This is a genomic window from Euzebyales bacterium (genome assembly GCA_036374135.1).
Lineage (GTDB): Bacteria > Actinomycetota > Nitriliruptoria > Euzebyales > JAHELV01 > JAHELV01.
In genome coordinates this window covers 1-23,065 of record DASUUK010000092.1, presented here as the reverse complement: position 1 = coordinate 23,065, position 23,065 = coordinate 1, and the positions used below count along the sequence as shown (strand labels likewise).

The window sequence follows — 23,065 nt, the reverse complement described above, 5'->3', positions numbered from 1 at the left end:
TGGTGACCTCTCACGACTCGGATGCACCCGTCGTGGGCGACATCGACCGTCTCCGGCGACGCGCACGTCGGCCCGCGCGCCGGTTCGGCGTGATCGTCCACCCCGCGCGGGACACGGCGCGCGCTGCGGCGATGGCGGCGGCACGACATCTGGACGCGTCCGGGTTCCGGGTCGTCGGGTGCAAGACCGACGACTGGCCCTCGTCTGACGTGATGGAGGTCGTCGCGCCCGAACGGTTCTCGCTCGACCTCGACGTCGTGCTGGTGTTCGGCGGCGACGGGACGTTCCTGCGCGCGGCGTATCTCTCGCGCGACGGCGGCGTACCGCTGCTGGGCGTCAACCTCGGGCGGCTCGGTTTCCTGTCCGAGTGCGAGGTGCCGCAGGTGCCGTGGGCGCTCGAGCGACTGGCCGCGGGCGACTACGACATCGAGGACCGCATGACGCTGGCGGTCACCGTCCTCGATCCCAACGGCGATGTGGTGGTGGAGAGCTGGGCGCTCAACGACGCATCGGTCGAACGGCGCGAGCCCCAGCGGTTGATCGTGCTCGACGTCGCGGTCGGTTCGACCCACCTGACCAGCATCCCCGCCGACGCGTTGATCTGCGCGAGTCCGACGGGATCGACGGCGTACGCGTTCAGCGCGGGCGGGCCGATCCTCTCGCCGCTGGTCGAGGCCCTCGTCCTGACACCGGTCGCACCGCACACGCTGTTCGACCGGACGATCGTGGTCGATCCCACCGAGGTCATCACCATCAGCCCTGGGGCCGAGGGCCGCAACCCGTGTGTCGTCAGCCTCGACGGACGGGAGTCGCGCGCCGTGCCGCCGGGCGGGCAGGTACGGGTCACCCGCGGCGCGGCTCCGGTGCGGATGGCGCGGCTGATGCCGTTCGACTTCTACGACCGCATCCGCGAGAAGTTCGGTCTGCTCTGAACGGTGGGTCGCAAGTGACTGGTCCCCACCGGCGCGGTACCGCTGCATCGCGATCGAACATGTGATCGGTAGGATGCCATCCGTCGGTGGTCGTCGACGACCGTCCGACACCGTGCACCACGGCCTCGGGGCGCCCCGGCGCCCGGATCGGGACGGGACGACATGTTGGACGAACTGCACCTGCGCGACCTCGGTGTCATCGAGGACGTCACGCTGTGCCTCGCGCCCGGGCTCACGGTGCTGACCGGCGAGACCGGCGCGGGCAAGACGATCATCGTCTCGGCGTTGGAGCTGCTGGGTGGCGCGCGCGCCAGCGCATCGCTGGTCCGTACCGGCGCACGCGTCGCGATCACCGAGGCCCGGCTGCGCCCGGCACCGCCGGCCGCCATCGAGTGGCTCGATACCCACGATGACGACGAGCTCGTGCTGACCAGGGAGCTCGCCGCCGCGGACGGCGGGGGGCGCAGCCGCGCGCGGATCGGTGGACGGCTCGCTCCGGTCTCCGCACTGCGCGACGTGACCGACGGGTTGATCGAGATGCACGGTCAGTCCGACTCCACACGGCTCACGACGCCGTCGGCCCAGCGCGAGCTGCTCGACCGGTTCGGCGGCGACGCGGTCGCCGCGGCGGTCCGCAGCTACCGCGCCGCGTACGTCGCCTGTGTCGAGGCGCGACGCGACCTCGAGGCGTTGCGGGCTGACCGCAGGGAGCGGGTGCGCGAGCAGGACCGCCTGCGCCACGAGCTCGATGAGATCGATGCCGTCGAGCCGACGCCGGGCGAGGAGGATCAGCTCGACGCACAGCTGAGGCGTCTGGAGCACGCCGAGGGCCTGATGCTGGCCGCCCGCCAGTCGGCGGAGCTGCTGACCGGAGAGGGTGGTGCGCGCGACGCGCTGGGTGCGGCCGTCGCACAGCTGCGGGCGCTCAGCGGGGTCGACACCGCACTGGACGCACTGCACGAGCGGGTGGAGCAGGTCGCTGCCGAGGCGCAGGACCTCGGTCTGGAGCTGGGCGGCTACGCGACCGATGTGGCGGTCGATCCCCAGCGGCTGGACACGCTGCGCGTCCGTCGGTCGGCGATCGCGCAGCTCGTCCGCAAGTACGGGGCCGATGCCGGCGAGGTCGTCGCCTACGCCGAACGCGCGCGGGCACGGATCGCCGAGCTGTCCACCGACGACGCGCGCGAGGAACGGCTGGCCGCCGAGCTCGCCCGGCTCGAGGACGACGTGGCGCAGGCCGCGACCGCGCTGCGCGACGCGCGCACGGTGGCGGCCAAGCGGCTGGAGCAGGCGGTGGGCGGACATCTCGACGAGTTGGCGATGCCGGACGCGCGCCTGGACATCCACCTGACGGCGATCGCGCCGGGCCCCGACGGCGCCGACCGCGTCGAGTATCGGCTCGCCGCCAACGCGGGCGAGCCGGCGCTCGAGCTCGGGCGCTTCGCGTCGGGCGGCGAGCGCAGCCGGATCGCGCTCGCGCTCCGGCTGGCGCTCGCCGATGCCGACGACACGCCGATCCTGGTGTTCGACGAGGTCGACGCCGGCATCGGCGGTGACGTCGCCCGCGCCGTCGGTGCCAAGCTGGCAGCGCTGGCACAGGGTCGGCAGGTGCTGTGTGTCACGCACTCCGCGCAGCTCGCCGCGCACGCCGACGCCCACTTCCAGGTGACCAAGGACACGGTCGACGGGCGCGCGCGGTCGCAGGTGCACCCTCTGGACCGCGACGCCCGCGTCGACGAGCTCAGCCGCATGCTATCGGGGTCGGCGGTCGGCGACGTCGCGGCCAGGCACGCCGACGAGCTGCTGGCCACGGTCGCCCGCAGGTGAGCCCGTGGGCCCGGACGGCGCGGGTGCTTGGTCGCGACGCCGGGTCGCTGCTAGCGTATGAAGAGGCTGCACCACCTGCACCCGTCGTGCGCCCGGTGGCCGCTCCTCGACGTGTGACATCCATACCGTCTCGGCTTCGGAGCGTGTCATGGCCAAGCACATCCTGATCACCGGTGGCGTCAGCTCCTCCCTCGGCAAGGGGATCACCGCCGCGTCGCTCGGGCGACTGCTGAAGGCACGGGGCCTGCGGGTCACGCTCCAGAAGCTGGATCCGTACGTCAACGTCGACCCCGGCACCATGAACCCGTTCGAGCACGGCGAGGTGTTCGTCACCGAGGACGGCGGCGAGACCGATCTCGACCTGGGGCACTACGAGCGGTTCGTCGACGAGAACCTCCGGCGGGACTCCAGCGTGTCGACCGGTCAGATCTACTCGGCCGTGATCGCCAAGGAACGTCGCGGCGACTACCTCGGCCGCACCGTCCAGGTCATCCCCCACATCACCGACGAGATCAAGGCGCGGATCCTGGCGCTCGCCGACGACACCGACGTGGTCATCACCGAGGTCGGTGGCACCGTCGGCGACATCGAGGGGCTACCGTTCCTCGAGGCGATCCGCCAGCTGCGCTACGACGTGGGTCGCGAGAACATCTGCTACGTCCACGTGGCGCTGGTGCCGTTCATCGGCCCGACCGGCGAGCTCAAGACCAAGCCCGCACAGCACTCGGTGCGTGAGCTGCGCAGCATCGGCATCCAGCCCGATGCGGTGGTCTGCCGCAGCGACCGTCCCCTGCCACCAGAGCTCAAGCGCAAGATCGCCATGCTGAGCGACGTCGATCTCGACGGTGTCGTCAGCGCGCACGACGCCGCGACGATCTACGCGGTGCCCCTGCTGCTGCGGGAGGAGGGGCTCGACGACTTCATCGTCCGCCGCGTCGGCCTGGACCCCGCCGTCGAGCCGCAGCTCGACGAGTGGGCGGCGATGGTCGATCGGGCGATGCACCCGGACGACACCGTGCGCATCGCGCTCGTCGGCAAGTACACGTCGCTGCCCGATGCGTACCTGTCGGTCGTCGAGGCGCTCGGCCATGCCGGCGTGCGCCATGGCGTCGACGTCGACATCCAGTGGGTCGCCTCGGACGACCTCGTCGACCACGCGACCGCGGAACGTACGCTGGCCAGCGCGCACGGGGTGCTGGTGCCCGGCGGCTTCGGCGTGCGCGGCATCGAGGGCAAGATCGCAGCCGTGCGCGTTGCCCGTCAGCGGCACATCCCGTTCCTGGGCATCTGCCTCGGGCTGCAGGTCGCCGTCGTCGAGTTCGCGCGCAACGTGCTCGGCCTCGCGGAGGCGAACTCCAGCGAGTTCGACCCGGGCACGCCCGAGCCGGTCGTGCACCTGATGGCCGATCAGCACGCGGTCACCCACAAGGGCGGCACGATGCGGCTCGGCACCTACCCGTGCAAGGTCACGCCCGGCACGCACGCCGCGGAGGTGTACGACGAGCCCGTCGTGTACGAACGCCACCGCCACCGCCTCGAGGTCAACAACCGCTACCGCGCGCCCCTGCAGGCCGCCGGGATGCGCTTCTCGGGCCTCAGCCCCGACGAGCGCCTGGTCGAGATGATCGAGCTCGTCGACCATCCATGGTTCGTCGGCAGCCAGTTCCACCCGGAGTTCCAGTCGCGCCCCAACCGTCCGCAGCCGCTGTTCGACGGGTTCGTCGGCGCGGCGCGCGAGCGGATGCTGGCCCAGGCCGGCCGGCTGCCGGAGCCGCACCTGCAGGAGGTCCCGGCGTGACCGACGGTGATCCCGCGGGCTGGCGGTCGCGCACGGCCGCGTCCGCGCCGCCGGCCGGCGACGACGCCGACCGCTTCCCCGTCGTCGACTCGCACGTCCACTACGAGGGCGTCATGTCGACGGTTCGGGTCGACGAGGTGCGGATGCCGGGTGGCGACGTGGCGACGCGGGAGGTGGCGCACCGGCCCGACGCGGTCGCCGTGGTACCACTGACCGCCGCCGACGAGGTCGTGCTGGTGCGTCAGTACCGCCACGCGGTGCGCCGCTACGAGCTCGAGATCCCCGCGGGCCTGCTGGACGTGGAGGGCGAGTCGGAGGACGAGGCCGCCCAGCGCGAGCTGGCCGAGGAGATCGGCATGACCGCCGGCCGCCTCGAACTGCTGACGCGGTTCTGGAACTCGGCGGGCTGGACGAACGAGTCGACGACGGTGTTCGTCGGCCACGACCTGCAGCCCAGCACGCCCGACGACTTCGTCGCGGAGGCCGAGGAGGCCGACATGGCGGTGCTGCGCGTACCGCTGGCGGAGGCGATCGCCAGGGCGCGCAGCGGCGAGATCGCCGACGCCAAGACCGTGATCGGCCTGCTGCTCGTCGCTGGTTGCGGGCACCACGGGGCGTAGACTGCGGCCGGCGTGCCCGGAGCCGTGCCGCCACGATCGGCCTCGCGGCCGACGGTGCCCGGACCGGGTTCGTCCGGTCGCGGCGGTGAAAGGGCCACAGGCATGCGCATCGGAGTGCCGACCGAGATCAAGGACTCTGAAGATCGCGTCGCGCTGACTCCCGCCGGCGCGCGTGAACTGTCGGTGGACGGCCACGAGGTGCGCATCCAGTCCGGGGCGGGTCTCGGGTCGTCGCTCACCGACGACGACTACCGCAACGCCGGTGCGACCATCGTCGATGACGCCGACGCCGTGTGGGACACCGCCGAGCTCGTCCTCAAGGTCAAGGAGCCGGTCGCATCCGAGTACCGCCACCTGCGCGACGACCTGACGCTGTTCACGTACCTGCACCTGGCGGCGGATCGTCCCCTCACCGACGCGCTGATCGATGCCGGCACCACCGCCATCGCCTACGAGACCGTCACCGACGGGCTCGGGCGGCTGCCGCTGCTCGCCCCAATGAGCGAGGTCGCGGGGCGCATGGCGCCCCAGGTCGGCGCCCACGAGCTGGAGCGTCCCCAGGGCGGCATGGGCGTCCTGATGGGTGGCGTCCCCGGCGTGCTGCCGGCGCGCGTGCTCGTCATCGGCGCCGGCACGGCGGGGCGCAACGCCGCGTGGGTCGCCGCCGGCATGGAGGCCCACGTGCGCGTGCTGGATCTCGACGCCGACAAGCTGCGGTCGATCGACGCCATCCACAAGGGCCGGATCACGACGCTGGCCTCCAACCGCCTGACGGTGGAGGAACAGGTCGCCGAGTCGGACGTGGTCATCGGCGCGGTGCTCGTGCCCGGCGCACGCGCCCCGTCCGTCGTCACCGAGGAGATGGTCGCATCCATGCGCCGGGGCGCCGTGATCGTCGACATCTCGATAGACCAGGGGGGATGCGTCGACACCAGCCGGGTCACCACGCACACGGATCCGACGTTCGTGGTCCACGACGTGGTGCACTACTGCGTCGGCAACATGCCGGGTGCGGTGCCCAGGACGTCGACGTACGCCTTGACGAACGCGACGTTGCCCTACGCGGCCCGCCTGGCGGACGCCGGCATCGTCGCCAGCATCGGGGATCCACACATCGCCACCGGGGTCAACGTCGCGCGCGGCGTGGTGACCAACCACGGCGTCGCGGAGGCCCACGGTCTCACCGCGCATCCGGCGGTGGAGGTGCTCGGACCGGACGGACGATGAGCGACGGTCCACCAGGTCGTCCCGGCGACGCGCTTCCGGTCCACGGCGCGCGGTTCCTCGACTTCCTCATCGTCGAGCGGGGGCTGTCCGAGCACAGCCTGGCGGCCTACCGTCGTGACCTGCGCCTGTACCAGACGTACCTGGCATCGCATGGTGTCACCGACCCCACCACCGTCGATGCCGCGGTGGTGCGCGGACTGGTCCCGTGGCTGCGGAGCACATCGAACGCGCGGGGGACCGCCTACGCGCCGCGGTCGATCGCCCGCACGGTCGCGGCGGTACGCGGCTTCCACCGCTTCCTGGTCGCGGAGGGGCTGACCGACACCGACCCCGCACAGGACCTCAGCGCCCCACGCCTGCCGCGCAACCTGCCGCGTGCCCTCACGCAGCCGCAGGTGGAGCGGCTTCTCGGTGCTCCGTCCGGGGACGGGCCCGCTGTGGTCCGTGACCGCGCCATGCTCGAGCTGCTCTACTCGGCCGGGCTGCGCATCTCCGAACTGGTGGCCCTCGACGTCGACGACGTCGACCTGACGCTGCGCACGGTGCGGTGCCTGGGCAAGGGCCGCAAGGAGCGCATCGTGCCGTTCGGGCGACCGGCCGCGCGCGCGGTCGACGCGCTGCTGGTGCGGGCGCGTCCGGCCCTGGGCGCGTCCGGTCCGTGGCTGGTCTGCAACCAACGCGGTGGGCGGCTGACCCGGCAGGGTGCCTGGAAGATCGTCAAGCGCCACGCCGAACGGGCGGGCCTCGGCGAGGTGGTGTCGCCACATACACTGAGGCACTCGTTCGCCACGCACCTGCTCGACGGGGGTGCGGACGTGCGCGTCGTGCAGGAACTGCTCGGCCACGCGAGCGTCAACACGACACAGATCTACACCCAGGTGTCGACCACACGGTTGCGCACCGTGTACGAGCGCGCGCACCCCCGGGCGGCGGCGAGCCTGCCCGCGACACCCGAGCGCTGATGACGGCGCACCACGAGGAGTGGACACCGACCATGGACGCCCAGACACTCGAGACGTACCGTGCCCAGCTCGACGGGAGCCGCGACGAGCTGTTGACCGAGCTGCGTCAGCTCGGGGCGGACCCGGACAGCCGCAAGGTCCGCCAGCTCGGCGACATCGACGACAACTTCGCCGACTCCGCCAGCGCGACCGCCGAGCGCGCCGAGACACTGACCCTCATCGAGCAGGCCAACCAGCGGCTCGCCGACGTCGAGCGCGCGCTCGAGCGCATCGACGACGGCTTGTACGGGACGTGCGAGCGGTGCGGGAAGCCCATCGCGCCGTCGCGTCTGGAGGCGCGTCCCATGAGCGTGCGGTGTGTGGAGTGTGCGGCACTTCCGTAGCGAGATGATGAAGGTGCGCGATGACACCACCGACCGGTGCGCGCAACGATGCAGACGACCAGACGCACGAGGTGAGGACGTGACCGATCAGGAGGGCCTGCTGCCCAGCGAGCTCATCGGGCGCAAGCGTGATGGGCTCGAGCTGAGCGAACGGCAGCTGCGCACGCTCGTCGAGGGCATGCTGCGCGGCGATGTCAGCGAGGCACAGATCGCCGCGCTGTTGATGGCGGGCGTCATCCGGGGGTTCACGACAGCCGAGGCGAAGGCGTTGACGACGATCCTCTGGGAGAGTGGCGAGACGCTGGACCTGTCCTCGCTCGAGGGCCCCACGATCGACAAGCACTCGACGGGCGGCGTCGGTGACGGCACCACGCTGATCGTCGCGCCGCTGGTCGCCGCCGCCGGAGGGCAGATGGTCAAGCTCTCGGGCCGCGGCCTCGGCCACACGGGGGGCACCCTCGACAAGCTCGAGTCCATCCCGGGCTTCGACGTGTCGCTCGACCCGACGCGCATGTTGGAGATCGTCGAGCACGTCGGCTGCGTGGTGGCCGCCCAGACCGAGCGCCTGGTCCCGGCCGACCGGACGCTGTACGCGCTGCGCGACCTGACGGGCACCGTCGAGTCGACCGCGTTGATCGCCTCGTCAGTGATGAGCAAGAAGCTGGCGGCCGGCGCCTCGACCATCGTGCTCGACGTCAAGGCGGGGGACGGGGCCTTCATGGCCGACACGGACCGAGCCGAGGAACTGGCGGAGCTGTGCGTCGAGCTTGCGCAGGACGCCGGCCGGCGCTGTGCCGCGCTGGTCACCGACATGGATCAGCCGCTGGGTCGGCAGATCGGCAATGCGCTCGAGGTCGACGAGGCGATCCGGCTGCTGCGGTCGCCGCCCGAGGGCCGCCTGGCGGAGGTCGCGCTCGAGTTGGCGACGGTCGCGCTGTCGGAGGCCAGGCCGCAGGACGGTGGCGGCGACGCCGCGGACGTCGTCCGCCAGGACCTGATCCGCCGCTGGGAGCGCGGCGAGGCGTTCGAGCGGCTCGAGCGGATGATCGCGGCCCAGGGCGGCGACGCCGAGGTGTGCAACGATCCCGACGCGATCCTGCCGTCTGCGCCCATCCAGCGTGACGTCGTCGCGACGGCCGGTGGCACCGTTGCGGCGCTGTCCGCGCGACACGTGGGTGAGACGGTCGCACGGCTGGGCGCGGGTCGCGCCCGCAAGGGCGACGAAGTTGACCCCGCCGTGGGCGTGGTGCTCGGTGTCGAGATCGGCGACCGCGTCGAGGCCGGTCAGCCGTTGGCCACGGTGCACGCGCGCACAGCCGAAGCCGCGCAGCGGGCCGTCGACGGCATACAGGACGCCATCACGTTCGGCGACGGTGCGCCGCGTGACGTCATCCTGTCGCGGGTGCTGCTCGGGTGAGACGGCACCCCGGTGCACCCGGACAACGACGCCTCCTGCGTTCGTGGCCCGCGCTGCCCTACACTGACGCGCCATGGCGTACACCGTGACTGTCGGTGACTTCGAAGGCCCGTTCGACCTGCTGCTGAAGCTCATCGCGCAACGCCGGGTCGACGTCTACGACGTGGCGTTGGCCGACATCACCGACGACTACCTCGCGGTTGTGCGCACGATGGACACCCTCGACCTCGAGGCGACGACCGAGTTCCTCGTGATCGCGTCGACGCTGGTGGAGCTGAAGGCCGCGCGGCTGCTGCCAACCGACGAGGAACCGGAGCTCGACGAGCTGGCGATGGACGCCCGCGATCTGCTGTACGCGCGACTCCTGGACTTCCAGGTCTTCTCGGAGGCGGCGGCGTTCCTCGGCGGTCGGTTGGCCGATCAGCGGGGCTACATCCCACGCGAGGTCGCGCTCGAGGAGCGCTTCGTCGGATCCGTGCCGCCGGTCGACGTGGCGGCATCACCCGATGATCTCGCGCGGTTCTACGCCGATCTGCTCGCGCGGCAGGCCGAGCGCGAGCGGCCGGTCGACACGTCACATCTGCCGCCGATCCCAATGACGGTGGGCCAGGCGTCGCAGCAGTTGCTGGACCGCCTCGTCGTCGCTGGCGGACGCGGCACCTTCCGATCGCTGACCAGCGCGTACACCACCCGGGTGGAGGTCGCGGTCGCGTTCCTCGCGGTGCTGGAGCTGTACAAGGACGAGCACATCGACGTGTTCCAGTCGACGCACTTCGGTGACCTCGTGATCGAGTCGACCGAGGATGGCGCGGCGGACGCAGGCGGCGCCGATCCGGCCACCCGCCGGCCGTTGGCCACGCACGGCGCCCGATGACCGCCGCCGGTGACGCGGAGCTCGATCCGGAGCTCCGGTTGGGACTCGAGGCGATCCTGCTGGTCGTCGAGGAGCCGGTGCCCGCCAACACGCTCGCGCAGGTCCTCGAGGTGGGCGAGCAGCAGGTCGTCGATGCGCTCCGCGGGCTGCGGCGGGAGTACCTCGACCAGGGACACGGCTTCGTGCTCCGCGAGGTCGGTGGTGGCTGGCGGTTGTACACGGCCCCGCAGGCTGCCGACTACGTCGAACGCTGGGTCACCCGGGGTCGGTCCGGCGGGTTGTCGCGCGCGGCGCTCGAGACGCTGGCGGTCGTGGCCTACAAGCAGCCAGTGACGCGTGCCACGATCTCCCAGATCCGTGGTGTCGACGCCGACGGCGCGGTCCGCACGTTGCTCAGCCGCGACCTGATCGAGGCGGTCGGGCGCGAGGACACGCCCGGTCAGCCCGTGCTGTACGCGACGACCACGACGTTCCTCGAGCAGCTCGGCCTGGGCTCCGTGGCTGAACTGCCCGCGTTGAGCGTGTTCGCGCCACCGGGGCCGCCACCCGACGAGCCGACCATCGACGGCTACCGTCAGGCGCGCCGCGATCTGAGCCGCAACGGGTCACCGGTGGCGCCCGAGCAGTCGGCGCCATGACGGCCGGACGCCCCGTCGGCCGCGAGCGGGTGCAGAAGGTCCTGGCCGCCGCCGGCGTCGCCAGCAGGCGGCAGTGCGAGGCCCTGATCGCGGCGGGGAGGGTCCGGGTCAACGGCGAGGTGGTGCGGTTGGGCGACCGGGCCGACGCGGCCGCTGACGTGTTGACGGTCGACGGCGTGCGCGTGCTCACCAACCCGGAGCTGGTCCACTACCTGCTCAACAAGCCGCGCGGGGTCGTCACGACGATGCACGATCCGCAGCAGCGCCCGACCGTGGGTGACTACGTCGCGTCGTCGCCGCGCGTGTTCCCCGTCGGGCGTCTCGACGCCGACACCGAGGGCCTGCTGCTGCTGACCAACGACGGACCGCTGGCGCAGCGCCTCACGCATCCCAGCTACGAGATCCCCAAGACGTACGTCGCGCAGGTGCGCGGGACGGTGCGGCGGCAGACGCTGCGCATGCTGACCGACGGGGTCGAACTGTCCGACGGGGTGGCGGCCGCGACGTCGGTGCGTACGCTGGCCTCGGCCAGGGACGAGACATTGCTGGAGATCGTGGTCACCGAGGGCCGCAACCGGCTGGTGCGGCGCATGCTGGGTGCGGCCGGGCTCACACTGGAGCGTCTCGCCCGCGTCAAGCTGGGTCCGCTGTCGCTCGGCGACATGGGCCAGGGCAGGGTGCGTCCGTTGACCGGCCGGGAGGTCGCGGACCTGTACGCCGCCGTCCGCCTCGGCGATGCGGACGCCGACGACGCGCCGGACGACCACGAGGACCACGGGCAGTGAGCACCGACATGATGCCGTCGACGGACCTGACCACACCACCGCGCGCCCAGCCGCGGGTCGCGGCCCTGCGCGGTGCGACGACCCTGGAGGCCGACACGCGCGAACAGGTGCTGTCACGCACGACCGAGCTGCTCGCCGCGATGCTGGAGCGCAACGACCTCGGCTCGGCGGACCTGGTCAGCCTGATCTTCACCGCGACCGATGACATTCACAGCGAGTTCCCGGCCGCGGCGGTGCGGGCAGCGGGCATCTCCGACGTGCCGATGCTGTGCGCGCGTGAACTGCCCATCGACGGGCCGAGCAACATCCCGCTGTGCATCCGGGTCATGGCGCACGTCTACACGGGCCGCAGCCGTGTGGAGCTGCGCCACGCATACCTGCATGGTGCCCGCCAGCTGCGCAGCGACCTGCCCGAGTGAGCCCCGCCTGACGCTCGCGGCGGTCCGCAACGGCATACAGTGCACACAGGACACGAGCAGCGCCGCGCCATGCCCCATGACCGTGTGACGTCGGACGGGCCACGGCAGTGGAGCGGCGGGTGGACGAAGCCCAGGCCCGGCGGCGCAGCAGCCCGCCGTAGACCATGAGTGCTCGACGAGGAGTTGGCAGTCACGTGCGTGTAGCGATCATCGGGACGGGCCTGATCGGCACGTCGCTCGGTCTCGCGCTGCAGCAGCTGCACGAGGTCGACGCGGTCGTCGGGTACGACCGTGACACCGACCGGTTGTCGACCGCGCTGCAGCGGGGCGGTGTGACCGACGCGGCGCTGTCGCCGGACGCGGCCGTCGCCGATGCCGACGTGATCGTGCTCGCCGTGCCGGTGTCGGCGGTCGCTGATGTGGCGGATGCCATCGGACCCGCGCTACGGGACGGTGCGATCGTGACCGACGTGGCCAGCGTGAAGATGCCGGTGGTCACGACGCTCCAGCAGCTGCTTCCCGGACGTGTGTGGCTGGTCGGCGGGCATCCCATGGCCGGATCGCACGAAGCCGGCCCGGAGCACGCGACCGCGGAGCTGTTCGTCGGGGCGACCTATCTGCTGACCCCGACGACGCACACCGATCCGGGGGCCTACCGCACGTTGCACCGATTGGTTGCCGGCGTCGGCGCCCGACCGATGGCCGTCGACCCGGTGCACCACGATCGGCTCGTCGCCGTGATCAGTCACCTGCCCCAGTTGGCGGCCACGACGCTGATGAACCTCGCGGCGGACCAGGCCCGACAGCAGCATGCCGGGCTGCTGCTGCTCGCTGCGGGTGGCTTCCGCGACGCCACCCGCGTGGCGGCGAGCAACCCGGATCTGTGGCTCGACATCTGTGCGGAGAACCGCGAGGCCATCGTCGCCGTGCTGGACGACTACGCGGCCGACATCTCCCGCCTGCGCGCGATCGTGGACGACGCGGACGACGCCGAGCTGCGCCGCGTCCTCACCGAGGCTCAGCGGGCGAGGCGCAGCCTCCCTCGCAAGACGGTCGCGGGGGGTGCGCTCGTCGAGCTCGTGCTTCCGATCCCCGACCGGCCCGGCGTGCTCGCAGAGGTGACGACCTGTGTCGGCGCGACCGGGGTCAACATCGAGGACTTCAGCATCGATCACGCCGCCGAAGGCGGACGCGGTGCGCTGCGGTTGATCGTCGCCGGGGTCGGCAACGCCGCGACCGCGACCGCGGCCCTGAAGGAACGGGGTTACGACGTCCGGGAGCGCCAGCTGTGACGACCGCCGGCGTCCTCGACATGGCCGCGGTCACCGTGCAGCCTGCCGGGCCGGTCAGCGGTGCCGTCCGTGCGCCCGCCAGCAAGAGCGTGACCAACCGCCTCCTCGTGATCGCGGCGCTCGCCGACGGCGACAGTGTCCTGCGCGCACCGCTGGACAGCGACGACAGCCGCGCGATGGCGGCGTGCCTGGCCGCCCTGGGCGCGGACGTCACCATCGACGGCGCGGACTGGCGCGTCAGCGGCACCGGTGGCGCGCTCGTCACGCCGGGGGCGCGGCTCGACGCGCGCCTGTCGGGCACGACCGCCAGGTTCGTCACGGCCATCGCCACCCTGGCCGCCGACGGCGCGGAGGTCGACGGGGCGCCGGCGCTGCGCCGCCGCCCGATCGGTCCGTTGGTCGACGCGCTGCGCACGCTGGGCGCGAAGGTGGACGACCATGACGGTGCGTTGCCCGTACGGGTCGCCGGCGGCGGCATCGCCGGAGGACCCGTCGACATCGACGTCGACCGGTCGAGCCAGTTCGCCAGCGCCGTGCTCCTGGCCGCGCCGTACGCCGCGACCGATGTCGAGTGCCGGCTTCGGGGACGCTCGGCGACCGACTACATCGCGCTGACGGTTGACCTGATGGTTGCAGCGGGTGCGCGGGTCGAGCGGACCGACGGCGGGTGGCGGGTGCACGCCGGCGGTACCTACCGCCCAAGAGACGTCGAGGTGGAGTACGACGCCAGCGCCGCGGCGCACCTGCACGCGCTGGCCGCCGCGACGGGCGGCGCGGTCACGGTCGCCAACGCCGTGCCGACCCGCCAGCCCGACGGCACCGCCGTCGACGTGTTCGCCGCGTTCGGGTGCGCGGTGGACACCGGCGCGGCCGGTGTGACCATCGCCGGTCCCGACCGGCTGCGGCCCGTCGACGTCTCGCTGGCCGCGATGCCGGACCAGGTCACGACGTTCGCCGCTCTGGCGGCCTTGGCGCCCGCCACGTCCGTGCTGCGCGACGTGGGTGTCGCACGCCTGCACGAGACCGACCGGTTGGCGGCGTTGGCCGCCGAGCTCGGTCGCCTGGGGATCGTCGTCGAGGCGGCCGCCGACAGACTGACCATCCACGGGGGCACGCCCCGCGGCCCGGCGGTCCTGCGCACCTACGACGACCATCGCCTGGCGATGGCCTTCACTGCCCTTGCCGCGCACGTGCCGGGCGTGACGATCGCCGACCCGGGATGCGTCGCGAAGACGTACCCGGCGTTCTGGCACGACCTGTCGATGCTCGGGTGCCGATGGCACGCGGCCGGGGCGGGGGACGGGACATGACCACCGTGATCGCCATCGACGGGCCTGCGGGGTCGGGCAAGTCCACGATCGCGGCGGCGCTGGCGGACCGCCTGGGGATCCCGCACGTGGACACCGGCGCGTTCTACCGCGCGTTGACGCTGGCGGTGCTGCGTGCGGGCGCGGACCCGGCGGCGGCCGCCGCCGTTTCGGGCGTCCTCGATCGCGTCCGCATCGCCCGGTGGGACGACCGCACCCTGCTCGACGGACATGACGTCGAGCAGGCGATCCGCACCGACGAGGTCACGGCGCACGTGTCGGCGGTGGCGGCACACCCCGGCGTGCGGCGCCGACTGGTGGCGCTGCAGCGCGCCGCGGTCGCGGCGGGCGGCGCCGTCGTCGAAGGGCGGGACGCGGCCTCGGTCATCGTGCCCGACGCCACCTTGAAGGTGTGGCTGACCGCGCCGACCACGGTGCGCGCCGCCCGGCGGGCCGCGCAGCAGGGCGCGGTCGACGCCGCGTTCGTCGAGCGCGTGGCGACCCAGCTCGTCGCGCGCGACCGCGCCGACCGACCCAACACGTTCCTCGAGGACGACGCCGTCGTGATCGACACCGGTGACCTGTCGGTCGACGCGGTCGTCGACGCCATCGTCAGCCTGCTGCCAGAACGATGAGCACTGGACATGTGCCCCCGGACGGTGACGGCCCCACGGCCGTCGTCGCCGTCGTCGGCCGACCGAACGTGGGCAAGTCGACGCTGGTCAACCGGCTGATCGGGCGGCGGGCGGCGATCACCCAGGAGCGTCCCGGCGTGACACGTGACCGCACGGAGCACGACACGGTGTGGTCGGGACGGGCACTGACCATCGTGGACACCGGTGGGTGGGCCGGTGCGGGCGTCGATGGCACCGACCACCTCGCCGACGCGGTGACCGCCCAGGCCGAGGTGGCCTCGACCGACGCGGACGTCATCATGTTCGTCGTCGATCTGACGGTCGGCATCACCGCGGAGGACGCGATGGTCGCGCGGTGGCTGCGTGCGGCCGATGTACCGGTCCTGCTGGTCGCCAACAAGGCGGACGAGCTCGGCAACCACGCGCTGCTGCAGTCGCAACTGGCCGACCTCTACGGACTGGGCATGGGCGAGCCGTTCCCCGTCAGCGCGCTGCACGGGCGGGGCTCGGGCGATCTGCTCGACGCCGTGCTCGATCGGCTCGACGGGGTCGAGGTCGCCGTTCGCGAGCGCCCATCGGACGAGACCGCGGTCGTGCTGCTGGGACGTCCCAACGTGGGCAAGTCGTCGTTGTTCAACCGGCTGGCGGGCGAGCCGCGCGTCATCGTCGACGAACGGCCCGGCACGACGCGCGATGCCATCGACTCGGTGCTGCGCCTGCGGGGCGGTGGGTCGTACCGGTTCATCGACACGGCGGGTCTGCGGCGCAAGGGGCGCCGCGGGGATCACACCGAGTACTACAGCCGGATGCGTACCGTCGACGCCCTCCATCGCGCGCAGGTGGCGCTGCTGGTGATCGACGCCGCCGAGCCGGTCGGGGAGCAGGAGCAGCGGCTCGCGCGGCAGGTGATCGACGCCGGCCGCGGGCTCGTGGTCCTGCTCAACAAGTGGGACCTGGTCGACGAGGACCGCCGCGAACGCATCGACCGCGAGTTGGACCGGCTGCTGGGCTTCACGTCGTTCGCGCCGCTGCTGCGGACGTCTGCGCGCACCGGTCGCGGACTGAAGACGCTGGGCCCGGTGATCGACCAGGTGCACGTCGAGTGGTCACGGCGGATCACGACCGGACGGCTGAACCGGTGGCTGGCCGAGGCCGTGGCGGCGACGGCCCCACCGATGGTTCGGGGACGGACGGTCCGCCTGCGCTACGCGACCCAGGTCGACGTCGGCCCACCCACGTTCCGGGTGTTCTCCAACGCGACGGTGCCCGACAGCTACGTCCGCTACCTCGAGCGCAGCCTGCGCGAGGAGTACGGGTTCATCGGCACGCCGCTGCGCATCGGCGTGCGGGTGCGCGAGGACCGCCACCGGTCGGCGTCGCGGGGTTGAGATCGGCCAGACGTATCAGGACGCGGCGGTCGGATCTCTGGTTCAGTGACATCCAGTCGCGCACGTCCGTGCGCGGGACCACTGCTGAGAGGATCCGTCATGCCCCCGGGCCATCGCAACATCATCGTCCACCACCCCAGGCCGCACGACATCGTGCACAACCCGGTGCACGTGGCCGGCTACTCCACCGCCTTCGAGGGCACGGTGACCGTCCGCCTCCGTGACGGCAACAACAAGGTCATCACGAAGAAGTTCTTCACCGGTGGCTCGAACGGCGTGTACGCGGCGTTCAAGTTCAACATCGGTCTGCAGCACGAGCCCGCCACCCGCAACGGGTTCCTCGAGGTCTACGAGGAGTCGGCGCAGGACGGCTCACCGATCGGCATGGTCCGCCGGCCGATCGTGTACGGGATCGCGCTGCTCCACGAGTACTACGGCTACCGCCTGCACACCGTGAAGGCCGGCGACACGCTGTCGAAGCTGGCGAAGGACGAGTACGGCGACGCCGGGCTGTGGCCGGTCATCCACGCGGCCAACGCCCACCAGGTGCCCGACCCCGACCTCATCGACATCGGTCAGGTGCTGCGCATCCCCCAGGGGCTCGTTCCCTGATCCTGCAGCTCCGGGCGGTAGGACGGCCCAACCGTCCTCATGCGCCCGTCGAGGAGGGCATGATGAGCGAGGGCGGCGTTCGCCGGTCATTTCAGACTCCACGATCGCTGCTCATCGCCGGCGGCGTCATGCTCATCGTGCTCCTCCTCGTGGGTCTGCTGCTGCTGCAACTCGGTGCCTCTGACACGACCGGTGCAGGCTCGGACGCGAAGGTCATTGTCGCGGTCCTCGCCCTCGCAGGGGTCGGAACCGGCCAGGTCGTCGCGTTCCCCCGTGTGGCGCGCGTCGGCAGTGTGTGATGGGCACGCACCAGCGTGGAGTCGACCGCGACCAGCCAGTCGACATCGCCGTCGGCCCCGACGGCCCGCCCGCGGCCAGCGCTCCCACTCCGGTGCCGACGGCCCCACCTACGACCAGCTCTACGCGGAGGCCGGCCGCCACAACCTCCGCGGCCGCTCGTCGATGAACAAGGCGGAACTCCAGCGCACGCTCGGGCGCTGACGCCGACGAGCAAACCCCCGGCCTCACTCGAACGGCCGAGCGGCTGGCGCCAGGACGCACGTCGTCAGAGGGGCTGGAGCCGGGTGTGCAGGAGGCAGAATTCGTTGCCTTCCGGGTCGGCGAGCACGTGCCAGCTCTCGGTTCCGGTCTGGCCGACGTCGACGGGCCTGGCGCCGAGAGCGAGCAGCCGCTCCAGCTCGGCGTCCTGGTCGCGGTCGGTGGCGTTGACGTCGATGTGCAGTCGGAGCTTTCCGGTCCGCGGGTCGCTGCTGGGGCTGAGGACGAGGGTGGGCTGCGGGCCGCCGAAGCCGGCGTCGGGCGGCCCGATCTCGATGCTTCCGTCGTCCTCCCGGCCGAGTTCGACGTAGCCGAGGACCTTGCTCCAGAATGCGGCGAGCCGGTCGGGGTCGGCGGCATCGATGACCAGCTCACTGATGCGGCATGCCATGCCCGTCAGTGTACGTAGACAACCTGAGAGTCGATCGTCGGCCGCGTGCTGGAGGACGACGCGCGACGCGATCGCGTCGTGGTCGGCGGCGTCGCTCCTGCCAGGCATCCGGCGTGTACGAGGATCAGTCGTGTGAACGTGCGACGCAGCAGTCACGTTCAGCGCGGCGCGCAGCTCGGGGTCGGCGTGCACCTCGGCCGTGGGCTTCCATTCGGTGACGAGCTGGGCGACGGCGACCGAGTCGTCGAGTTCGGCGGAGGCCGGGCGTAGGTGCCGTCGGTGCGCCACTGGTCGACCGCAGTGGACGCGTCGTCGGCATGCACGTCGAACGCCGAGCCGCCGACCTGACCGGGGCGCTGCCGGTCGAGGAGATCACGCCGGCTGTCTCCGCAGCGATGAGGGGCTGACGGTCATTGGCTGGCCGGACCGGCGACGATCACGGCGTCCGGCCCCACACTCGCCCCGGCGTCCACGTCCGCGCCCGGCCCGACGATGCCGTCGATGACGGTCGCGCCGGCGCCAACCGACGCGCCGTGCATGACGACGGTGCCGTGCAGGCGCGCGCCGGCGCCGACGGTGACGCCGGCGCCCACGACCGTGGGTCCGCTCAGCGCGACCGACGGGTCGACCCTGGCGGTCGTGTCCACGGCCATGCCGTCGCCCACGATCAACGACTCCGGCAGCGGCCAGGCGCAGCGCCCCGTGAGCACGGCGGCGCAGCCCTCGCGGAACCGCTGCGGTGTCCCCAGGTCCTGCCAGTGGACGTCGTACGGCTCGCCCCGCACCAGTGTGCCGTCGGCCAGCAGGCCTGGGAAGACGTCGCGTTCGAACGACAGCGGGCCGTCGCCGGGGAACGGATCGAAGGCCACCGCGTCGAGCACGTAGGTGCCGGCGTTGACCGTGTCGGCGTCTGTCGTCCCGGGTGGCGGCTTCTCGATGAACGCGTGCACCGCGCCGTCGGCGGCGACCTCGATGACGCCGAAGCTCGACGTGTCGGCGACGCGGGCCAGCGTCAGGGTGGCCACCGCGTCGGTCTTGCGGTGGCGCGCGACCAGATCCGCGTAGTCGAGGTCGGTCAACTGATCGCCGTTGCTCACGAGCACGTCGCGGTCACCCGAACCGCGCAGCAGGCGGCGCGCGGCGCCCGCCGTGTCGAGCGGGCGCTCCTCGGTGTGGACGGCGACGGTCACGCCGACCTGTGCGCCCGCAGCGACGAGCGCGTCGAAGTCGTCGGTCCGCCGGCCGACGAGCAGGTCGAGGTGATCGATCCCCGCACCGGCCAGGCGCAGCATGAGGCCCACCACGAACGGACGGCCCATGAACTCGACCATCGGCTTGGGCACGGTGTCGGTGAGCGGTCGCAGTCGCGTCCCGCCGCCTCCCGCCAGGACGACTGCTCGCATGCCGGAACCGTATAGGACCGCGGTCCGCCTGTCGAACGCCTGCGCGATGCAGCGTTTCCCCAGGTGTGTGCGCCGGCGGTGCACGGCAGGATGGTGCTGTGGCGAGCCTGGTGGCGTTCAGCCGTCCCCACACGATCATCGGCACGACGTTGTCTGTGCTGGCTCTGGCGATCCTGGCCGCTCTGCAGACCGGTGCGGCCCCGGCTCCGATCGACGTCGCCGCCGTCGTCGTCGGCAGCCTCGCGGTCAACGTCTACATCGTGGGGCTCAACCAGTTGACCGACGTCGACATCGACCGCATCAACAAGCCGTGGCTCCCGCTGGCGTCCGGAGCGTTGACCATGCGGCAGGGCCGCGCGCTCGTCATCGGTTCGGCGCTGCTCGCCACCGCGATCGGACTGGGCGTGGGCCCCTACGCGTTCGGCGCCTTCGCGCTCGGTGCCGCGGTCGGCACGGCCTACTCGCTGCCACCGCTGCGGCTGAAGCGCAGCGCGCTGTGGGCCGCGCTGTCGATCGCCGGAGTGCGTGGCCTGGTCGTCAACCTGCTGCTGTACCTGCACTTCGCGACCGGCAGCGGGGGGCCGCCGACGTTCTCCCCGCCGCTGATCGTTCTGACGGCGGTCGTGCTCGCCATCAGCCTGGTGATCGCCTGGTTCAAGGACATCCCCGACGCCGACGGCGACCGGCGCTTCCACGTGCGGACCCTGACGCTGCGGCTGGGAGCCCGGCGCGTGCTCATCCTCGGACTGGCGGTGCTCGCGCTCGCCTACGGCGCGGTCATCGTCGCCGGCCTGGTCGGCGTCCCCGGCCTGCACGGCGGAGTCCTCGCCGTGGCGCACCTCGTCGCGCTGATCGTCCTGCTGGCCGCGGGCACGCGGGTCGACCTGCGTCGACGCCCGTCGATCGCCCGCTTCTACCTGGTCATCTGGGCGCTGTTCTACGCCGAGTACGTCATGCTGCCCTCCGCGGCCCTCCTGGCGTGAACGGCGGATCGGCAAGAATGTCGGTCGAGGATGTCGAAACCGGGCAGGCGTGCGCGACCACGTCATGCGTGGCCCGCATCCGGTGGGACCCGACGACGAGGAGGAACACCATGAAGTACGTGCTGCTGATCGCCGAGGAAGAGGGGATCCGCAACCAGTGGTCCGAGGAGGAGCAGCAGGCCGACATGGCCAGGTGGTTCGCGTACACCGAGGACCTGCGGAGCTCGGGGGCGCTCGTCGACGGCCAGGCGCTGCATGACTCCACCACTGCGACGACCGTACGCGTCGAGGGTGGCGACACGCTCACGACCGACGGGCCGTTCGCGGAGACCAAAGAGATCATCAACGGCTACTACCTCATCGACGTGGACGATCTCGATGCGGCGATCTCATGGGCCGCCAAGCTGCCCACGCTGGGTGCCGTCGAGGTCCGCCCCGTGCTCGAGTTCGACATGCCGGAGGCGTGACCGCGGCGTCCGCTCAACGTCCGCGTGTCACCGGCGACGCGCGGGACATGCGGACGGGCGGTGCGTGGTGGAGCGGGCCACGTGACTGAGGAGCCGCGACGGTCCCCGCTCGGCGAGGCGCTCGGAGCCCACCGGCGCCTCGCCGAGACGTTCCGCGAGGAACACGCGCGGGTCCTGTCGGTGCTGGTCACGCAGCTCCGCGACTTCGAACTGGCAGAGGATGCGCTGGGCGACGCGATGGCCGCAGCCGCCGAGCGGTGGCCCGTCGACGGCATGCCACGTGAACCGGCTGGTTGGCTGCTGGCTGTGGCCCGTCGGCGGGCGATCGACCGGATTCGTCGCGCGGGCACCGAGCGGCGGCGCGCGCCGCTGCTGGTCGTCCCCGTGGCGGAGGAGCCCGCACCCGGCGAACCGGCCGAGATCCCCGACGAGCGACTGCGGTTGCTGTTCACGGCCTGCCACCCCGCGCTTCCGCGCGAGGCGCAGGTCGCGATGACCCTGCGCGTGGTAGGTGGGCTGACGACCGGCGAGATCGCGCGGGCGTTCCTCGTGAGCGAGCCCACCATGGGGCAGCGGATCAGTCGGGCCAAGCGCAAGATCCGTGACGCCGGGATCCCCTACGCCGTCCCGGAGGGCGATGAACTGGCACCGCGGCTGGCAGCGGTGCGCGCCGTCGTCTACCTGATCTTCAACGAGGGCCACACGGCGTCGACCGGCGCGCGCCTGCAGCGCGTGGAACTGCAGGACGAGGCGATCCGCCTGGCGGCGCTGCTCAACGAACGCCTCGACGACGACATCGAGAACGCGGGCCTGCTGGCCCTGCTGCTGCTGACCGCCGCTCGGTCACCTGCGCGGTGGCGCGCGGGCCGTCCCGTCCCGCTGGCGGAGCAGGACCGCGGCCGGTGGGACCGGGACCGCATCACACGGGGGCTCGCGCTCGTCGACGACGCCTTGGCGGGCGGCGTCGCCGGGCCCTACCTCCTGCAGGCGGCGATCGCGGCCGAGCACGCGCGGGCGACGTCGTATGACGCCACCGACTGGGGGCGGATCATCCGCTGGTACGACCTGCTGATCGGCGGGTCGGGCGACCCGGTGCTGCGGCTCAACCGCGCGATCGCCCGGATGGAGGGTGGGGACCTGCGCGCCGCGCTCGCGGACATCGACGCGCTCGCGGACCAGCTCGACCAGTTCTCGCACTTCCACGCGGCCCGCGCCGAGGTGCTCACGCGGCTGGAGCATCACGCCCCCGCGCGCTCGGCGCTGACGACCGCGATCGAGCTCACCGGCAACGCACCACTGCGTCGCGAGCTCGCGCGTCGCAGGGCCGCGCTGCGCTGACCGCGACGGGCAGCAGTCCCCTGGACCGTCCAGGCCGCCCCGGGTGCGTCGCGACGTCACACTGGATCGGTGCCGAACCACGACCGCTCCCAACCGCTCGCCCGTCTCTGGCGCCACGCAGGTCGCCATCGACCGCGGATGCTCGCCGCTGCCGTCGCGTCCGTGCTCAACAAGACGTTCGATCTCGCGCCACCGTTCCTGATCGGTGCCGCGGTCGACATCGTCGTCGAGGGCGAGGGCTCGTTCATCGCCTCGCGCTTCGGTGTCGTCGATCCGCGGGACCAGTTGCTGGTGCTCGCAGCGGTCACCGCCGTCGTGTGGATGCTCGAGTCGCTGTTCGAGTACCTGTTCCGCGTGCTGTGGCGCAACCTTGCGCAGGACATCCAGCACGAGCTGCGCCTGGAGACCTACGCGCACGTCCAGGACCTCGAGATCGCGTACTTCTCGGACCGCCAGACCGGCGAGCTGCTGGCGGTCCTCAACGACGACGTCAACCAGCTCGAGCGGTTCCTCGATGTCGGTGCCAACGAGATCCTCCAGCTGCTCACGACGGTGGTCCTCGTAGGCGCGGCGTTCGTCGTGCTGATCGGCGACCTTGCGTGGTTGGCGTTCCTCCCCATGCCGGTCATCGTGTTCGGCTCGCTGCGCTTCCAGCGCGCACTGGAGCCGCGCTACACACTGGTGCGCGAACGTGCCGGTCAGCTGAGCGCGATGCTGTCGAACAACCTGCAGGGGCTGGCGACCATCAAGGCGTTCACGGCGGAGACGCGCGAACAGGCGCGCATCGGAGCGCAGTCGCGGCGGTACGC

The 23,065-nt window shown here is 71.9% G+C and carries 24 protein-coding genes; 22 read left to right on the top strand and 2 right to left on the bottom strand.

The genetic code is table 11. From position 1 onward, the window contains the following. Positions 1–2 precede the first annotated feature (2 nt). The 18 genes from VFZ70_15610 (at position 3) to VFZ70_15525 (ending at position 17,415) form a co-directional block, all read left to right on the top strand. Positions 3–932 carry an NAD(+)/NADH kinase gene (locus VFZ70_15610; protein ID HEX6257235.1) on the top strand — a complete coding sequence of 310 codons (930 nt, stop codon included), beginning with the start codon at positions 3–5 and terminating at the stop codon, positions 930–932. 162 nt (positions 933–1,094) lie between these two features. Further along, positions 1,095–2,759: a DNA repair protein RecN gene (gene recN / locus VFZ70_15605; protein HEX6257234.1), complete on the top strand. Its 1,665-nt coding sequence runs from the start codon at positions 1,095–1,097 to the stop codon at positions 2,757–2,759. A gap of 148 nt (positions 2,760–2,907) precedes the next feature. Then, positions 2,908–4,557 carry a CTP synthase gene (locus tag VFZ70_15600; protein HEX6257233.1) on the top strand — a complete coding sequence of 550 codons (1,650 nt, stop codon included), beginning with the start codon at positions 2,908–2,910 and terminating at the stop codon, positions 4,555–4,557. Further along, the gene (locus VFZ70_15595) at positions 4,554–5,177 is read left to right on the top strand and encodes an NUDIX hydrolase (protein HEX6257232.1); all 624 of its coding nucleotides are present in this window, start codon (positions 4,554–4,556) and stop codon (positions 5,175–5,177) included. The genes VFZ70_15600 and VFZ70_15595 overlap by 4 nt, the downstream gene beginning before the upstream one ends. 102 nt (positions 5,178–5,279) lie before the next feature. Next, a complete protein-coding gene (gene ald / locus VFZ70_15590; GenBank protein ID HEX6257231.1) occupies positions 5,280–6,404 on the top strand; it encodes an alanine dehydrogenase in 1,125 nt (374 codons plus the stop codon). Then, positions 6,401–7,366, top strand: coding sequence for a site-specific tyrosine recombinase XerD (gene xerD / locus VFZ70_15585; GenBank protein ID HEX6257230.1), 966 nt, complete (start codon positions 6,401–6,403; stop codon positions 7,364–7,366). Before ald ends, xerD begins: the two co-directional genes overlap by 4 nt. Then, the gene (locus tag VFZ70_15580; GenBank protein HEX6257229.1) at positions 7,366–7,749 is read left to right on the top strand and encodes a TraR/DksA C4-type zinc finger protein; all 384 of its coding nucleotides are present in this window, start codon (positions 7,366–7,368) and stop codon (positions 7,747–7,749) included. The genes xerD and VFZ70_15580 overlap by 1 nt, the downstream gene beginning before the upstream one ends. A 79-nt stretch (positions 7,750–7,828) precedes the next feature. After that, entirely contained in the window at positions 7,829–9,166 is a 1,338-nt protein-coding gene (locus tag VFZ70_15575) for a thymidine phosphorylase (GenBank protein ID HEX6257228.1), read from the top strand. Between the two features lie 73 nt (positions 9,167–9,239). Beyond that, positions 9,240–10,040 (top strand): segregation/condensation protein A, encoded by an 801-nt coding sequence (locus VFZ70_15570; protein ID HEX6257227.1) that lies wholly within the window; start codon positions 9,240–9,242, stop codon positions 10,038–10,040. Then, positions 10,037–10,678, top strand: a complete 642-nt coding sequence (scpB, locus tag VFZ70_15565; GenBank protein HEX6257226.1) for an SMC-Scp complex subunit ScpB — start codon at positions 10,037–10,039, stop codon at positions 10,676–10,678. Before VFZ70_15570 ends, scpB begins: the two co-directional genes overlap by 4 nt. Next, positions 10,675–11,463 (top strand): pseudouridine synthase, encoded by a 789-nt coding sequence (locus VFZ70_15560; GenBank protein ID HEX6257225.1) that lies wholly within the window; start codon positions 10,675–10,677, stop codon positions 11,461–11,463. Before scpB ends, VFZ70_15560 begins: the two co-directional genes overlap by 4 nt. After that, positions 11,460–11,882, top strand: a complete 423-nt coding sequence (gene aroH / locus VFZ70_15555) for a chorismate mutase (GenBank protein HEX6257224.1) — start codon at positions 11,460–11,462, stop codon at positions 11,880–11,882. Before VFZ70_15560 ends, aroH begins: the two co-directional genes overlap by 4 nt. 194 nt (positions 11,883–12,076) lie before the next feature. Beyond that, positions 12,077–13,174 carry a prephenate dehydrogenase gene (locus tag VFZ70_15550; protein HEX6257223.1) on the top strand — a complete coding sequence of 366 codons (1,098 nt, stop codon included), beginning with the start codon at positions 12,077–12,079 and terminating at the stop codon, positions 13,172–13,174. Next, positions 13,171–14,484, top strand: a complete 1,314-nt coding sequence (gene aroA / locus VFZ70_15545) for a 3-phosphoshikimate 1-carboxyvinyltransferase (protein HEX6257222.1) — start codon at positions 13,171–13,173, stop codon at positions 14,482–14,484. Before VFZ70_15550 ends, aroA begins: the two co-directional genes overlap by 4 nt. Next, on the top strand, positions 14,481–15,116 hold the full coding sequence (cmk, locus tag VFZ70_15540) for a (d)CMP kinase (protein ID HEX6257221.1): 636 nt from the start codon (positions 14,481–14,483) through the stop codon (positions 15,114–15,116). Before aroA ends, cmk begins: the two co-directional genes overlap by 4 nt. After that, positions 15,113–16,504 (top strand): ribosome biogenesis GTPase Der, encoded by a 1,392-nt coding sequence (gene der / locus VFZ70_15535; GenBank protein ID HEX6257220.1) that lies wholly within the window; start codon positions 15,113–15,115, stop codon positions 16,502–16,504. Before cmk ends, der begins: the two co-directional genes overlap by 4 nt. A gap of 99 nt (positions 16,505–16,603) precedes the next feature. Then, entirely contained in the window at positions 16,604–17,116 is a 513-nt protein-coding gene (locus VFZ70_15530) for a Gmad2 immunoglobulin-like domain-containing protein (protein HEX6257219.1), read from the top strand. Between the two features lie 59 nt (positions 17,117–17,175). Further along, complete coding sequence (locus tag VFZ70_15525) at positions 17,176–17,415, top strand: hypothetical protein (protein HEX6257218.1); 240 nt, start codon at positions 17,176–17,178, stop codon at positions 17,413–17,415. Between the two features lie 266 nt (positions 17,416–17,681). Here VFZ70_15525 and VFZ70_15520 read toward each other — a convergent pair whose 3' ends face one another. Further along, complete coding sequence (locus VFZ70_15520; protein ID HEX6257217.1) at positions 17,682–18,173, bottom strand: VOC family protein; 492 nt, start codon at positions 18,171–18,173, stop codon at positions 17,682–17,684. Positions 18,174–18,475: 302 nt separating this feature from the next. Continuing rightward, positions 18,476–19,468, bottom strand: coding sequence for an NDP-sugar synthase (locus tag VFZ70_15515; protein ID HEX6257216.1), 993 nt, complete (start codon positions 19,466–19,468; stop codon positions 18,476–18,478). A gap of 98 nt (positions 19,469–19,566) precedes the next feature. On the opposite strand from VFZ70_15515, the gene VFZ70_15510 reads away from it, so the two are divergent. The 4 genes from VFZ70_15510 to VFZ70_15495 all read left to right on the top strand — a co-directional run. Next, the gene (locus tag VFZ70_15510) at positions 19,567–20,451 is read left to right on the top strand and encodes a homogentisate phytyltransferase (protein ID HEX6257215.1); all 885 of its coding nucleotides are present in this window, start codon (positions 19,567–19,569) and stop codon (positions 20,449–20,451) included. Between the two features lie 110 nt (positions 20,452–20,561). Continuing rightward, positions 20,562–20,918, top strand: coding sequence for a YciI family protein (locus VFZ70_15505; protein HEX6257214.1), 357 nt, complete (start codon positions 20,562–20,564; stop codon positions 20,916–20,918). 81 nt (positions 20,919–20,999) lie between these two features. Continuing rightward, positions 21,000–22,256, top strand: a complete 1,257-nt coding sequence (locus VFZ70_15500) for a DUF6596 domain-containing protein (GenBank protein HEX6257213.1) — start codon at positions 21,000–21,002, stop codon at positions 22,254–22,256. Between the two features lie 138 nt (positions 22,257–22,394). Then, positions 22,395–23,065, top strand: a 671-nt coding sequence (locus VFZ70_15495) for an ABC transporter transmembrane domain-containing protein (protein ID HEX6257212.1), incomplete at its 3' end; no start/stop codon positions are given.